Here is a 13789-nt window from a genome sequence, read left to right on the forward strand (position 1 = left end):
CCCTGCCGCGCGGGCGGGCGGAGCGTCGATCGCGCTCGTCCAGGCCTGCAGCAGTTCGGTCGTGGCGTCGGTATGCCGGACCGGCTCGCGTCCGCCGAGCGCGTTCAGCAGTTCGTCGTCATGGCGGATGTCGTCGATCGAGGGCGTCACGGGCGACCCCCTTGTGTGGCGACGAGCTGGCGCAGCTTGGTGAGCGCGCGGTGCTGGGCGACGCGGACGGCACCGGCCGACATACCGAGAGCCGACGCAGTTTCTTCGGCGGACAGGCCGACGGCGACTCGGAGCACGAGGATCTCGCGGTGCTGCTCACTGAGCGCGTCGAGGAGGCGGCCGAGCTCGGCGGCGGTCTCGAGGTTGAGCGCGACGGCCTCAGGACCGGGCGCGAGGTCCTCGGTGTCGGGCACCTCGTCGGTCGGCGCGGGCAGTCGGTAGATGTCTCGCTGCAGATCGGCGACCTTGCGGGCAGCGATGCGGTAGACGAACGCCTCGAAAGGGGCGCCCCGGTCGGCATACCGCGGCAGGGCGGTCAGCACGGCCACGCACACCTCCTGGGCGATATCCGATGCAGCATCGCCGGTGCCGGAGTAGCGCCCGAGCCGGGCTCGCGCATAGCGCAGGGCGATGCGGTGAACGCCGGCCATGAGTTGCTGCGTTGCGGTGTCCTCGCCGGCCTGGGCGAGCGGCACCAGATCGCGCAGCGGTGTCTGCGCGTCCACCGATGACATCGCATCGGGAGGCGCAGACGTTACGACCGGGTTGTCGAAAGAAGACGTCGCCTGCGACACGCAGTGCTCACCACCTTCGCTGCCGACTGCCGGTCTGCCCGGTCCAGAGTAGGCGGAGCGGGCCGCCGAAGGTCAAGTGCGAGTAAAGAATGTTGGGGACAACCGACCGGCCCGGTCCCACGCGGAACCGGGCCGGTCGGCTGGTGTGCAGCGGTCAGTGCGCGTGACCGTGACCGGCCGCGGCCGGCTCTTCTTCCTCCGGCTTGTCGACCACGAGGGTGTCGGTGGTGAGCACCATCGAGGCGATCGACGCGGCGTTGCGCAGCGCGGAGCGGGTCACCTTGACCGGGTCGATGACACCGGCCTTGATCAGGTCGCCGTAGTCACCGGTGGCGGCGTTGAGGCCCTGACCGGCCGGCAGCTCCGAGACCTTGGAGACCGCGACATAGCCCTGCAGGCCGGCGTTCTCGGCGATCCAGCGCAGCGGCTCGGCGGCGGCCTTGCGCACGATCGTGGCGCCGGTGGCCTCGTCACCCTCGAGGGACAGGCCGTCGACCGCGGACACGGCGTGGATGAGCGCCGAGCCACCACCGGCGACGATGCCCTCCTCGATCGCGGCGCGGGTCGCGGAGATCGCGTCCTCGATGCGGTGCTTCTTCTCCTTGAGCTCGACCTCGGTGTGCGCGCCGACCTTGATCACGCAGACGCCGCCGGCGAGCTTGGCGAGGCGCTCCTGCAGCTTCTCGCGGTCCCAGTCGGAGTCGGTGCGCTCGATCTCGGCCTTGAGCTCCTTGACCCGGCCCTCGACGTCGGCGGCATTGCCCTGGCCGTCGATGATCGTGGTGGTGTCCTTGGTGACGACCACGCGACGCGCCTGGCCGAGCACCTCCAGACCGACCTGGTCCAGCTTGAGGCCGACCTCTTCGGCGACGACCTGGCCGCCGGTGAGGATGGCCATGTCCTGCAGCATCGCCTTGCGGCGGTCGCCGAAGCCGGGCGCCTTCACCGCGGCGACATTAAAGGTGCCGCGGATCTTGTTGACCACCAGGGTCGAGAGCGCCTCACCGTCGATGTCCTCGGCGATGATGAGCAGCGGCTTGCCGGCCTGCACGACCTTCTCCAGCAGCGGCAGCACGTCGGCGATGGCCGAGATCTTGCCCTGGTTGATCAGGATGTAGGCGTCCTCGAGGACGGCCTCCATGCGCTCGGGGTCGGAGACGAAGTAGGGGGAGATGTAGCCCTTGTCGAACTGCATGCCCTCGGTGAACTCCAGCTCGGTCTGCGCGGTCGAGGACTCCTCGACGGTGATCACGCCGTCCTTGCCGACCTTGTCGAAGGCCTCGGCGATGAGCCCGCCGATCTCGGTGTCCTGCGCGGACAGGGAGGCGACCTGGGCGATCTCCTCCTTGCCCTCCAGCTCGCGCGCGGTCTGCAGCAGCTGGTTGTTGACCGCCTCGACCGCGGTGTCCATGCCGCGCTTGAGCGCGGCCGGGGCGGCGCCCGCGGCGACATTGCGCAGGCCCTCCTTGACCATCGCCTGGGCGAGCACGGTCGCGGTGGTCGTGCCGTCACCGGCAACGTCATTGGTCTTGGTGGCGACCTCCTTGGCGAGCTGCGCGCCGAGGTTCTCGTAGGGGTCCTCGAGCTCGACCTCACGGGCGATGGTCACACCGTCGTTGGTGATCGTGGGAGCGCCCCACTTCTTGTCGATGACGACATTGCGGCCCTTGGGACCGAGCGTCACCTTGACCGCATTGGCGAGCGCGTCGACTCCGCGCTCGAGCGCCTTGCGGGCGTCGTCGTTGAATTCCAGGGTCTTGGCCATTGCGTTTCCTTACGAAAGCTTCGGGTATGACGTGAACGGCGCCCCAGCCTCGACCCGCCAGGAGCGGGCGAGCCGGGGCGCCGTCATACGTTGATCAGGGGTGCGAGACCGTCACTTCTCGACGATCGCGAGGACGTCGCGCGCCGAGAGGATGAGCACCTCGTCGCCGCCGACCTTGACCTCGGTGCCGCCGTACTTGGAGTAGATGACGCGGTCGCCGACCTTGACGTCCATCTCGACGCGGTTGCCGTTGTCGTCGATGCGGCCCGGGCCGATCGCCAGGACCTCACCCTCCTGCGGCTTCTCCTTGGCGGTGTCCGGGATGACCAGACCCGAGGCGGTGGTCTGCTCCGCCTCGACCGACTTGACCACGATGCGATCCTCGAGCGGCTTGATGTTCACCGACACGGCGATCCTTTCTGTCACGCGCCCGCCCGGCGGGCGTTGGAAGATGGTCCCGCGGCAGCTCCCGGGCGACTTCGCCGACCGCCGTCGCGGGGGTCGATCGGCGAGCGTCGCCTGGCACTGTCGCAGGCTGAGTGCCACTGCTGAATCTAGGCTCGCGATTAGCACTCGGTCAACTCGAGTGCCAACTGGGTGTCCACCCCATGGATCGCCGGCTGGACGGTCGACACGATTCACCTGGCCGCCACCGGGCTCGGTGACAATGGGGGCTATGAGGCAGCTCGGCCAGTACCCCGCTCCCCTGCGCACGATCGCCCACCTGTCCGACCCGCATCTGCTCGCGGGCGGCCGATTCCTGTATGACGCGGTCGATGTGCTCGACAACCTGCGCCGCACGCTCGCCCAGGTGGAGCGCTGCGGCCGCCGGATCGACGCGCTGTTGTTCACCGGCGACCTGGCCGACCTCGGTGAGGACGATGCCTACGAACGCCTCAAGGCCGCGGTGTTGCCGGTCGCCGACCGGCTCGGCGCGGAGGTGATCTGGGTGATGGGCAACCACGACGAGCGGCCGCCATACGCCCGAATCCTGTTCGGGGAGAACGAAACTGTCGATGAGCAAGACCGGGTCTACGACCTCGGCGGGCTGCGGGTGATCGCGCTCGACACCTCCGTGCCGGGGCACAACCACGGCGAGCTCACGCCCGGCCAACTCGACTGGCTGCGCGCCGAGCTCGCGACGCCGGCGGAGCTTGGCACGCTGCTCGCGATGCATCACCCGCCGATCCCCTCCCCGATCGAGCTGATGGCGATCTTGGAGTTGCGCGACCAGGACGCCTTCGCCGGTGTGGTGCGGGGCACCGACGTGCGCGGCATCCTCGCCGGACATCTGCACTATGGCGCGCACAGCACCTTCGCCGGTGTGCCGGTCTCGGTCGCGGCTGCCTCCTGCTATTCGCTGGACGCCGGCGCTCCGGGCGGCCTGATCGTCGGCGTCGACGGCGGCCAGGGTTTTGATCTGGTCGATGTGTATGCCGACCGCGTGGTCCACTCGCGCATCCCGCTCGGCTCCCCGCCGATCGTCAACGAGTTCACCGAGCGGGTGGGTGAGGCGCTCGCCGCCCTCGAACCCGCCGAACGGCTGGCCGCCTTCTCCCGCAAGGACTCCACCTGGTCACCGGGGGCGGACTGACCCGGGCACAATGACCGGCATGGACCCCGCCCTCGTCGCTCGACTCACCTCCGGTGAGGGTGCCGGTCTGCTCGCGTCCCTTCCCCCGTATGACGAATCGCAGGCGCTCTCGCTCGGATTGCGTTTGCGCACAGCGGGATTCGACGACGAGCTCGTGGCCGCGGCGCTGACCCAGTCGCGGCTGCGCGCCCGCGGAGGGGCGAAGTTCGGCGCGGACGCCAACCGCCTGCTCTTCACCGCGGACGGCCTGGAGCAGGCGACCCGTCCACAGATCGCCGCGACCCATGCCGACCGGTTCGTCGCCGCCGGTCTGCGCACGGTCCATGACCTGGGGTGTGGAATCGGTTCGGACGCAATGGCTTTCGCGGCTGCGGGCCTCACAGTGTGCGCGGTCGACGCGGACCCGGGCACCGCCGCGATCGCCGCGGCGAACCTTCGCCCCTGGCCGTCGGCGTCGGTGAGCACACAGACGGCCGAGTCGGTGCGCCTGCCTCGCGGCGGGTCCGCGCACGGTGTGGGCGCGTGGCTCGACCCGGCTCGCCGCACGACCGGCATCGCCGACATCACCGGGCGCACCCGCCGCACCTTCGGGCTGGACGAGCTCGCACCCTCCTGGGAGTTCGTGCAAGAGGTCGGCCACCAGTTGCCCGGCGCCGGTGCGAAGCTGTCGCCCGCCTTCCCCCACGCCAAGGTGCCGATGGGCGCGGAGGCCCAGTGGACGTCATACCGCGGGGAGGTCCTGGAGTGCGCGATCTGGTTCGGGGCGCTAGCGACCCATGCCGGCCGGTCGGCGCAGGTGATCACCCCGCGCGGGACCTACCGGCTGACCGACGCGGCCTGTGAGGGCCGGATTCCCACGGCCGCGCGGTTGGAGGATCTGCGCGGGCATCTCTACGAGGCCGACCGGGCGGTCGTGCGTGCCGGGCTCACCGAGGTGCTCGTGCGAGCCGTCGACGGACTCGAGCTGGCGATGGGTTCGGGCTATGTCACCTCACCGCACGAATTCGCCCTGCCGTGGGCTCGCCGCTACGCCGTGACGGAGGCAATGCCGTTCAATGTCAAGGCGATTCGCGCCTGGTTGCGCGACCACGATGTCGGGCGAGTGACGCTGAAGAAGCGCGGCGTGACCACCGACGAAGTAGCCTTCCGGCGGCAGCTGCGACTGTCCGGTTCGCGTGAGGCGACGGTGCTGCTCACTCGGGTCAACACGGCGCAGGTCGCCTTGATCCTCACGCCCAGCCCGCACTGATCTCCCTCGAACTCCACGGCGTCACCAGGTGACGACTCGCGGCCGCCAGACCTAGTCTTGCCGTCATGCCGATGACCCCTGCCCTGCTCGACCTGTCCGGACGCACCGCGCTGGTGACTGGGGCCGCCAGCGGCATCGGTGCCGCCTGCGTCGACCGTCTCGCCGCCGCGGGAGCCAGGGTGTATGCCGTGGACCGCGACGCAGCGGCTCTCGAGCAGCTGGCTGCCCGGCTGGGTGCAGGGACTGCGGTGGTCCCGGTCGTGACGGACCTGGCCGACCTCGACGCGGTCGACGCATTGCCGTCCGACGCCGACGTGCTGATCAACAACGCGGGCATCCAGCACGTCAGCCCGATCGAGGAGTTCCCGACCGACACCTGGGACCTCATCATCCGGCTGATGCTGACCTCCCCGTTCCGGCTCATCCGCCGCACGCTCCCGCACATGTACGCCCAGGAGTGGGGTCGCATCGTCAACCTGTCGAGCGTCCACGGACTGCGCGCCAGCGCCTACAAGTCCGCCTATGTCGCGGCCAAGCACGGCCTCGAGGGTCTGTCGAAGGTGACCGCCCTGGAGGGCGGCCAGCACGGCGTCACAAGCAACTGCGTCAACCCGGCATACGTGCGAACTCCTTTGGTGGAGAAGCAGATCGCCGACCAGGCCCGCACCCACGGCATCGACGAGGACCAGGTCGTCGAGCAGGTCATGCTCGCACCCGTCGCGCGCAAACGGCTGGTCGAGCCGATCGAGGTGGCCGAGCTCGTGGCCTTCCTGTGCAGCCCGGCCGCGGAATCGGTGACCGGGTCGTCGTTCTCCATGGACGGCGGATGGTCGGCCCACTGACCGGCAGACCTCCAACCCGCACCGACCGACCTACAGTGGCCGGTATGCCGTTCGCTCGCACCCGCCGCCTGCTGCCGCCGGCCTCGCTCGCGATCGCCCTCACCGTGGCCGGCTGCAGCCAAGGCGCCGACTCGTCCTCGACCGCACCGTCGGGCTCGTCATCGGCTTCGCCGGCGGGCCCGTCCTCTGCCGCGTCGACCTCGGGCCTGGCCCAGTCGGAGAGTTCGCCGCCCCAGTCGTCGAGCGCGGTGCCGAGCAGTCCGGCAACCGGGCGGTCGTCTGCATCCCAGACCTCCTCGGCGCCGACGTGTGTCTCCTCGGCAGTCGGTCGCCTGACCCCGCAGCAGCGGGCGGGTCAGTTGGTCATGGTCGGCATCCAGGCGGGCTCGGCGCCGTCGGCCGTCGATCAGGTGATCCGCGATGCGCGCATCGGCAATGTGCTGTTTCTCGGCGGCTGGAGCTCGACCACCAGCGTGCGCGCCGTGAGCGATCACGTTCAGGCTCAAGCGAATTCGCGCTCCACGGGCGGGGTGCGCTTCCTCGTCGCGGCGGACCAGGAGGGTGGCGAGGTGCAACAGCTGCGCGGCCCCGGCTTCACCCGCCTGCCGTCGGCGCTGCGCCAGGGCACGATGACCTCCGCCGAACGACAGCGGCTGGCCGGCACCGTCGGTCGTGAACTCAAGGCCGCCGGAGTCAACGTCAACCTGGCGCCGGTCGCCGACACGGTGCCGGCCGGGACGGCGTCGAGCAATGCTCCGATCGGACGGTTCGGTCGCGAATACGGCACTGACCCGACCACGGTCGGGGCGTCGGTGCGCGATGTGGTGACCGGCCTGCATGGCGCCGGAGTGTTGGCCACGGTGAAACATTTCCCCGGCCTCGGCCGGATCCGCTCCAATACCGACTTCTCCGCGACCGGCATCACCGACGCGCAGACCCGGCGTCGTGACCCCTATTTCGCCCCCTTTGCGACCGGCGTCGGCGCGGGCGCCGGCCTGGTGATGGTCTCCTCGGCGCGCTATCCGCGTCTCGATGCGAACGCACCGGCGGTCTTCTCACCCACGGTGCTGACCACGGTGTTGCGCGGAGACCTCGGTTTTAGCGGGGTCGTCATCTCCGACGATCTGGCCGCGGTCGCGGTGCGTTCGGTCCCGGTCGGCGAACGGGCCGTCCGACTCGTGGCCGCCGGCGGCGACATCGCCCTCACCGGCCGGCCGGCGGACGCCGCGACCATGGCCAACGCGCTGGCGGCCAAGGCGGCGGCCGACCCGGCCTTCGACGCCCGGGTGCGCGCAGCCGTCACCCGCGTGCTCGCGCTGAAGGCGCGCCAGGGCCTGCTGCCCGGCTGCCGGGGCTGACCAGACGCGAAGGTGGGGCGTCCGAGGACGCCCCACCCGTCATACCCGCTTGGCGAGATCAGGTGCCGTCGACCGTCTTCGCGGCGGTGATCAGCCCGGTCATCAGGGTCGTGCTGGTCTTGGTCACCGCATCCCAGGAGACGAGGGACGTTGCCGTCTGCGGCACGGTCGTCACCGGGCCGCCGATGACCTTGCTGCCGTAGGCGCCGCCCAGGGCGGCCCAGGTCGGTCCCACCGGCCGATTGGTGGCGACGTCGTAGGTGCGAACGGTGTTGTCGCCACCACTCTGGCGGGCGAGGCGCGGGCTGGTGTTGTAGGCCTTGTCCAGCCCGACGGGGGTGAGGTAACGCTCCGGGGTAGCCGTGCGATAACCCTCCGCGTAGACCTGCCATGCGCCGAAGCCCGAGGGCACGCTGCACAACATCTGGAAGTTGGTGGCATCGAAGCCGCCCACCGGCTTGCAGTCCTCGTACGGCTGCGGCTTGTCGACGGTGCGGACGAGTCGCTGCGTCGCCATGTCGTAGACGTTGACCGACTTGCCCTGGGGTGCACCCACGACGAGGCTGCCGCCGAGCGGGCTGACCGTGCTGCCGAAGCCTCCGTTGATCGCGAAGGACGACAGCTTGGCGCCGGTCACCGCGGAGTAGGTCGTCGCCTGGGTCGCGGTCACCGCCACGACCTTGTCGGCGTAGAGGTGGATCTTGCCGGGCACCTCGAGGATGCGCAGCGCCCGGGTCGAGGTGTTCCACACCGCCACCTTCTGGCCAGTGGAGGTCTGCCGCACGGTGGCGACATAGCGAGCGTCATAGGACACATCCGCGATCCCGGCGTTGTCGGAGACCTCGCCGATGTACTTCGCGCCGCCGGTCGGCGAAGCCAGGAAAAGCTGACCCTGGTTGTCATAAGCACCGGTCTGATGCTTGATCACCGCGGTCCAGCCCAGCGCCTTGCTGCCCTGCGCCGGCACCGACAACTCGGTCGCCGCCTGAGCGCCCGGCATACCGGCCAAGGCGACACCGCCAACGGTGGCGGAGAGTGCGATGCTGCCGACAAGGGCGCGGATTCGGTTGTGAGACATGGTCTTTCCCCCTTCAGGTATGTCGAGGTTTCACCCCTGCGGTGTCGCTTCCCGACGACGACAACTCTGCTGGGCGCCGCAGGGACTCGCCATCAGACCCGGGTGGAAATCCGGGGAGGGCCGGTCCTAGGACCTGCTCAGACCACCGAGACCGAGCTGACCGGCAAGGAGGAGTCGGTGCCCAGGCCCAGCCCGGCCGGCGGGAGCCCCCGGGCGACGACCTGGGCACCCAGCGCAGCGACCATCGCACCGTTGTCGGTGCACAGCCGCACCCGTGGCACCCGCAGGTTGATGCCGGCGGTAGCGCACCGCTCTTCGGCCATCGCGCGTAACTGGGAGTTGGCGGTCACGCCGCCGCCGATCTGCAGATCGGTGATGCCGTGCGTCCGACAGGCGTCAATCGCCTTGCGCGTCAACACATCTGCGACTGCCTCGGCGAAAGACGCGGCGACATCAGCGACGGGCACGTCGAGCCCCGCGCGCTCGCGCTCCTGGACCCACCGCACCACGGCCGTCTTGAGCCCGGAGAAGGAGAAGTCGAAGCGATGCCGCTCCAGGTCACGACCCGACGTCAGGCCGCGCGGGAACCTGATGGCGGTCGAATCGCCTTGTGTCGCAAGGCGATCCAGATGAGGACCACCGGGATAGGGCACGCCGAGCACTCGAGCGACCTTGTCGAAAGCCTCCCCCGCCGCGTCGTCGATGGTGCGACCGAGCGCCTCCACATCGGTGGCGATATCCCGCACGAGCAGCAGGTCGGTGTGTCCTCCGGACACCAGCAACGCCACGGTCGGCTCGGGCAGCGGGCCGTGGTCGAGGACGTCGGCGCACACATGGGCACACAGGTGGTTGACGCCGTAGAGCGGACGGTCAAGCGCCCAGGCGACGGCCTTGGCGGCCGAGACTCCGACCATGAGTGCCCCGGCCAGCCCGGGGCCGGCGGTGACAGCGACGGCATCCACGTCCGCCAGCGTCAATCCGGCGTCGGCACAGGCGCGTTCGAGCATCGGGACGATCGCTTCGAGGTGGGCACGGCTGGCCACCTCCGGCACCACACCACCGAAGCGCACGTGCTCGTCGACACTGCTCGCGAGGGCATCACCGAGCAGCGTCGTGCCGCGCACGAGAGCGACTCCGGTCTCGTCACAGCTGCTCTCGATGCCGAGCACGATCGGCTCGCTCATGCCGCACCTCCGATGAACCGGCGCATCACGATGGCGTCCTCGCCCTCCGGTTGGTAGTAGCGGCGTCGGACCGAGATCTGCTCAAAACCGTTGCGAGAGTAGAGATCCCGGGCCCGGGCGTTGCTGTCGCGCACCTCGAGCATGAGCGCCGACGCACCCGAGTCCTCCGCCTGGACGACCATCCAGTCCAGCAACATGCGCCCGGCTCCGCCACCCTGGGCGTCGGCGGCGACACCGATGGTCATGACATCGGCGACCTCGCCCGGGCAGTCCACACCGGCATAGGCAACGACCCGATCGCCTTGCACGCCAACCCGATAGCGGCGCTGCGGCCGACCGGCCAACTCCGCCCACCAGGTCGTCTCGGGCCAGGCATCACGTGGGAAGAGCTCTCGATCCAGCGCCACCAGCTGCGGGATGTCGGGCCAGGCGAGCTCCCGATAGTCGATCATCGCGGCAGCACCGACTTCGGTCCGGTCGAGGGCTGCGCGTCCGGTGCGCGCAGGTAGAGCGGCCGCACCGGCAACAGGTCCTCGCCCGTGGCGAGCGCACGCGCCGCGAGCCGCCCCAGCGCAGCGGCCGAGGCGTCCAGCACGTCGACCGGGGTGGGAAACAGGTCGGGATAGAGCTCCGGCCCGCGACCGGCCGTCGGAAGCTCCCGCAACTCCTCGGGCAGATCGCCCGGCCGGGCGACCTCGGGACCGGTCACGCGCGCTCCCCCGGCATACCTCGCCCAATAGACCTCGCGGCGGCGAGCGTCGGTCGCGACGAGGAAATCCGGCGAATCCACCTGTGCCGCAACGGCATCCAGACTGCAGACGCCATACGCGGGTATGCCGAGCACATGTGCCAGGGTGAGCGCTGTCGCGATGCCGACCCGCAGGCCGGTGAACGGGCCCGGCCCGACGCCGACGGCGATCGCTTCGAGGTCGGTGCGGGCGATCCCCGAAGCGCGCACCGCCTCGTCGAGGCAAGGCGCAAGGATCTCGGTATGCCGCCGCGCGTCGAGCTGGGTGCGGTCGGCCAGCACCGCGTCGTCATCGAGGACCGCGACCGTGACCGCCGTCGTCGCCGTGTCGAGGGCCAGCAGCTTCACGACAGCTCCCGCACGATCTGTTCCGAGCGAGGACCGTTGGCATGCAACGTGATTCGCCGGTGTTCGCTGGCTGGGTCGGCCACCAGCGTGATCTCGAGATGGTCGTCGGCAAGCACGTCGGCGATGCCCGACCCCCACTCGATGATCGTCACTGAGTCCTCCAGCGAGGTGTCCAGGTCGAGGTCGTCCAGCTCGGCCGAGCCACCCAGCCGGTAGGCGTCGACATGCACCAGGGCGGGGCCGTCGGCGAGCGAGGGATGCACGCGAGCGATGACGAAGGTCGGGGAGGTGATCGGCCCACGCACCCGAAGCCCCTCGGCGACGCCCTGGGTGAAGGTCGTCTTGCCCGCTCCGAGGTCGCCGGTGAGGATCACGACGTCGCCGGCCCGCAGCACCGTGCCCAGGCGGCGACCCAGGTCTTGGGTCTGGGCGCGGTCGGTGGCCACCTGCTCGGTCATGGGGAGACCTTCGAGCCGGAGGACGAGCCACCACCGGCCGATCGTCCGCGCTTGCCGCTGGTGCGCTTCACACCCTCCCGGGCTCGCGCCACACGGTCTTTGGCATGGATGTCGACGATGTGTTTGGCCACCGCGCGTGCCCTGTGGCGGCCGCGCGAGGTGCCCGCGGCACGCTCGGCGCGCTGGACCAGGCCGACCAGCTCCCGGTCGACGATGTCGGGAAACTCAAGAGGCAGCACGTGACCGGCCCCCTCCACCACGATGTATTCGGCGTGCGGCATGGCCGTGACCAGCACGTCGCCGTGTTCGCGCGGCGTGATGCGGTCCTGGGTGCCATGCATCACCAGCGTTTCGATGCCGTCGAACCGCGCGAGCACGGCCCGCAGGTCGTGGGCGAGCAGCCGCGGCAGGAACGCCGAGATGACCTCCATGCGCGTCTGGAAGATCATCTGCGCGGTGTGCTGCACGATCGCCATCGGCACCGTGGTGCCGAACGAATAACGGTGCACCAGAAAGTATTCGACATCCTTGCCCGCGGCGAGGGTGCGATCGACCAGATCCTGCTGGCTGGACAGCCGCCGCATCGCACCGGGGCCGAGCTTGTGCACGACGCGGCCCAGATTGCGACCCAGCCCGAAGTCGAGATCCTGCAAGCCGCCAGACGAGGTGGAGATGAAGGCTGCGCCAATCACCCTGTCTCCCAACAGTTCTGGGTGTTGCTCGGCCAGCGACATCACCGCCATACCGCCCATGGAGTGGCCGACGAGGACGACTGGATCGTCGCCCGGGACCGCCTCGGCGAGGACGGCGCACAGGTCGCGACCCAGTTGCGGGATCGTGTAGGACTCGGGGTCACCCGCTTCGGACAGACCATGCCCCCGGTGGTCCCACAGCACCACGCGATAGCCGGCCTTACGCAGGGCCTGACGCTGGTAGTGCCACACCGCGCGGTTGTGGGTGTAACCGTGACACAACACCACGGTGACTGGCGAAACCTGTTGTCCCGGAACGGGATCGGGATGGTCGACCTCGACATGCAAGGGAACCTCGCCGGAGATCGCCACGTGTTCCTCGTCCGGCACGTCGGTGAAGTCGAGCTCCGTGCCGAGCCGCTCCGCAGTCCGCCGGCCACGCAGCAGCCGGTCGGTCGCGAGACCGGCAGCGGTGGCGGCCACGCCGACGCCGAGACCCAGCAGACCGCGTTCGAGCGCGCTCACGCCTGCCCCTTGTAGACCCGCGGGAGCCGGCTGCTCATGCGCGCAACGATCTCGTAGGAGATGGTGTCGGCGGCCTCGGCCCAGTCCTGCGCGGTCGGCGCGTCGGCGCCGAAGAGCACGACCCGGTCCCCCGCCTGCACCGGCAGCTCGCCGACGTCCACCACGAATTGATCCATGCACACCCGGCCGGCAATCGTGAACCGCTCCCCGTGCACCACGACCGGTCCGCGGTTGGACGCGTGACGGGGCACGCCGTCGACATAACCGCACGGGATGTCGATGACGGTCGTCTCCTTGTCGGTCACATAGGTGTGCGCGTAGCTCACCCCCTGACCGGCCGGAATCCGTTTGGCGACAGTGACATTCGCCGACACTTCCATTGCTGGCACCAGCCCGAAGTGCGCGGAGTCGCCGAGGTCGGGCACGGGAGAGAGGCCGTAGACGGCCAGGCCCGGACGCACCATGTCCCAGGCTGCGGCGGGCGTGGTGAGGGTGGCGGCGGAGTTGGACATATGCCGCACCTCGAGCCGCAAACCGGCCCGCTCGCAGTCCCGCACCGCATCGGCGAAGCGCTCCTGCTGGGCAAGCACCGTCGGGTGGGTCGGCGCATCCGCGAACGCGAAGTGAGTGAAGACGCCCGTGACCCGCACGGCCTCCTCGGCGTCCAGCCGCGCCGCCGCCTCCAGCAGCAGCGGCCAGTCCTTGCCGTAGGCGCCGTTGCGCGCGAGCCCGGTGTCGACCTTGAGCTGCACCCGGGCCGGCCGTCCCACGGTGCGGGCCGCGGCAGCGACCGCTTCGAGCTCCCAGATCGCCGGCACCCCGAGGTCGATGCCCTCGCGGACGGCGTCGGTGAAGTCCAGCCCGGGCGCGTGCAGCCAGCTCAGGATGGGCGCGCTGATGCCCGCAGCCCTCAGGGCCAAGGCCTCCGACAGTTGGGCAACCCCCAGCCAGGTGGCGCCCCCGCGCAGAGCGGCGCGGCCAGCGGGCACCAGACCATGCCCGTAGGCGTCACCCTTGACGACAGCCATCACCTCGGCCGCCCCGGCATACTCCTTGAGGCGCGCGACATTGTGGGCGATGGCGTCCAGGTCGATCGTCGCGCGCGCCGGCGCCCCACCTTCGAGTGCGGTCATGATCCGTCCAGTGTTCCATCCACCTCGCGC

General features: G+C 70.0%; 14 protein-coding genes and 1 pseudogene. 4 read left to right on the top strand and 11 right to left on the bottom strand.

Annotated features, from left to right (window positions below; translation table 11 throughout):
• Positions 1–27: 27 nt before the first annotated feature.
• The 4 genes and pseudogenes from G9U51_RS18030 to groES form a co-directional block, all read right to left on the bottom strand.
• Positions 28–150: pseudogene (locus G9U51_RS18030) on the bottom strand (anti-sigma-D factor RsdA); the annotation flags it as partial.
• On the bottom strand, positions 147–725 hold the full coding sequence (gene shbA, locus G9U51_RS12720) for an RNA polymerase sigma factor ShbA (protein WP_166197308.1): 579 nt from the start codon (positions 723–725) through the stop codon (positions 147–149). The gene shbA and the pseudogene G9U51_RS18030, both read right to left, overlap by 4 nt.
• Before the next feature lie 214 nt (positions 726–939).
• The gene (groL, locus tag G9U51_RS12725; RefSeq protein ID WP_166197309.1) at positions 940–2550 is read right to left on the bottom strand and encodes a chaperonin GroEL; all 1611 of its coding nucleotides are present in this window, start codon (positions 2548–2550) and stop codon (positions 940–942) included.
• A gap of 111 nt (positions 2551–2661) precedes the next feature.
• On the bottom strand, positions 2662–2958 hold the full coding sequence (groES, locus tag G9U51_RS12730) for a co-chaperone GroES (protein WP_166197310.1): 297 nt from the start codon (positions 2956–2958) through the stop codon (positions 2662–2664).
• A 268-nt stretch (positions 2959–3226) separates the two neighbouring features.
• On the opposite strand from groES, the gene G9U51_RS12735 reads away from it, so the two are divergent.
• The 4 genes from G9U51_RS12735 to G9U51_RS12750 all read left to right on the top strand — a co-directional run bounded on the left by G9U51_RS12735 (position 3227) and on the right by G9U51_RS12750 (position 7593).
• Complete coding sequence (locus G9U51_RS12735) at positions 3227–4144, top strand: phosphodiesterase (RefSeq protein WP_166197311.1); 918 nt, start codon at positions 3227–3229, stop codon at positions 4142–4144.
• Between the two features lie 19 nt (positions 4145–4163).
• Positions 4164–5393 (top strand): THUMP-like domain-containing protein, encoded by a 1230-nt coding sequence (locus G9U51_RS12740; RefSeq protein WP_166197312.1) that lies wholly within the window; start codon positions 4164–4166, stop codon positions 5391–5393.
• A 65-nt stretch (positions 5394–5458) separates the two neighbouring features.
• Positions 5459–6235: a 3-hydroxybutyrate dehydrogenase gene (locus G9U51_RS12745; RefSeq protein WP_166197313.1), complete on the top strand. Its 777-nt coding sequence runs from the start codon at positions 5459–5461 to the stop codon at positions 6233–6235.
• A gap of 44 nt (positions 6236–6279) precedes the next feature.
• Positions 6280–7593, top strand: coding sequence for a glycoside hydrolase family 3 N-terminal domain-containing protein (locus tag G9U51_RS12750; RefSeq protein WP_207948280.1), 1314 nt, complete (start codon positions 6280–6282; stop codon positions 7591–7593).
• Positions 7594–7651: 58 nt separating this feature from the next.
• On the opposite strand, the gene G9U51_RS12755 is transcribed toward G9U51_RS12750, so the two are convergent.
• From G9U51_RS12755 to alr, 7 genes are all read right to left on the bottom strand, one after another.
• A complete protein-coding gene (locus G9U51_RS12755; RefSeq protein ID WP_166197314.1) occupies positions 7652–8671 on the bottom strand; it encodes a hypothetical protein in 1020 nt (339 codons plus the stop codon).
• A 137-nt stretch (positions 8672–8808) separates the two neighbouring features.
• Positions 8809–9855: a tRNA (adenosine(37)-N6)-threonylcarbamoyltransferase complex transferase subunit TsaD gene (gene tsaD / locus G9U51_RS12760; protein WP_166197315.1), complete on the bottom strand. Its 1047-nt coding sequence runs from the start codon at positions 9853–9855 to the stop codon at positions 8809–8811.
• Entirely contained in the window at positions 9852–10307 is a 456-nt protein-coding gene (gene rimI, locus G9U51_RS12765; RefSeq protein WP_166197316.1) for a ribosomal protein S18-alanine N-acetyltransferase, read from the bottom strand. Before rimI ends, tsaD begins: the two co-directional genes overlap by 4 nt.
• Positions 10304–10951: a tRNA (adenosine(37)-N6)-threonylcarbamoyltransferase complex dimerization subunit type 1 TsaB gene (tsaB, locus tag G9U51_RS12770; RefSeq protein ID WP_166197317.1), complete on the bottom strand. Its 648-nt coding sequence runs from the start codon at positions 10949–10951 to the stop codon at positions 10304–10306. Before tsaB ends, rimI begins: the two co-directional genes overlap by 4 nt.
• Positions 10948–11409 carry a tRNA (adenosine(37)-N6)-threonylcarbamoyltransferase complex ATPase subunit type 1 TsaE gene (gene tsaE / locus G9U51_RS12775; RefSeq protein WP_166197318.1) on the bottom strand — a complete coding sequence of 154 codons (462 nt, stop codon included), beginning with the start codon at positions 11407–11409 and terminating at the stop codon, positions 10948–10950. The genes tsaB and tsaE overlap by 4 nt, the downstream gene beginning before the upstream one ends.
• Positions 11406–12626 (bottom strand): alpha/beta fold hydrolase, encoded by a 1221-nt coding sequence (locus tag G9U51_RS12780; protein WP_166197319.1) that lies wholly within the window; start codon positions 12624–12626, stop codon positions 11406–11408. The genes tsaE and G9U51_RS12780 overlap by 4 nt, the downstream gene beginning before the upstream one ends.
• A complete protein-coding gene (alr, locus tag G9U51_RS12785) occupies positions 12623–13759 on the bottom strand; it encodes an alanine racemase (RefSeq protein ID WP_166197320.1) in 1137 nt (378 codons plus the stop codon). The genes G9U51_RS12780 and alr overlap by 4 nt, the downstream gene beginning before the upstream one ends.
• Positions 13760–13789: the final 30 nt, after the last annotated feature.

This window comes from Metallococcus carri, from assembly GCF_011440275.1.
Lineage (GTDB): Bacteria > Actinomycetota > Actinomycetes > Actinomycetales > Dermatophilaceae > Metallococcus > Metallococcus carri.

Bases quoted from the DNA above. Each gene is read 5' to 3' on its own strand.
- G9U51_RS12740 (WP_166197312.1), top strand. From the start codon at position 4,164: ATGGACCCCGCCCTCGTCGCTCGACTCACCTCCGGTGAGGGTGCCGGT.
- G9U51_RS12755 (WP_166197314.1), bottom strand. From the start codon at position 8,671: ATGTCTCACAACCGAATCCGCGCCCTTGTCGGCAGCATCGCACTCTCC.
- tsaD (WP_166197315.1), bottom strand. From the start codon at position 9,855: ATGAGCGAGCCGATCGTGCTCGGCATCGAGAGCAGCTGTGACGAGACC.
- alr (WP_166197320.1), bottom strand. From the start codon at position 13,759: ATGACCGCACTCGAAGGTGGGGCGCCGGCGCGCGCGACGATCGACCTG.
- shbA (WP_166197308.1), bottom strand. From the start codon at position 725: ATGTCATCGGTGGACGCGCAGACACCGCTGCGCGATCTGGTGCCGCTC.
- tsaE (WP_166197318.1), bottom strand. From the start codon at position 11,409: ATGACCGAGCAGGTGGCCACCGACCGCGCCCAGACCCAAGACCTGGGT.
- groL (WP_166197309.1), bottom strand. From the start codon at position 2,550: ATGGCCAAGACCCTGGAATTCAACGACGACGCCCGCAAGGCGCTCGAG.
- G9U51_RS12745 (WP_166197313.1), top strand. From the start codon at position 5,459: ATGCCGATGACCCCTGCCCTGCTCGACCTGTCCGGACGCACCGCGCTG.
- G9U51_RS12750 (WP_207948280.1), top strand. From the start codon at position 6,280: ATGCCGTTCGCTCGCACCCGCCGCCTGCTGCCGCCGGCCTCGCTCGCG.
- rimI (WP_166197316.1), bottom strand. From the start codon at position 10,307: ATGATCGACTATCGGGAGCTCGCCTGGCCCGACATCCCGCAGCTGGTG.
- G9U51_RS12735 (WP_166197311.1), top strand. From the start codon at position 3,227: ATGAGGCAGCTCGGCCAGTACCCCGCTCCCCTGCGCACGATCGCCCAC.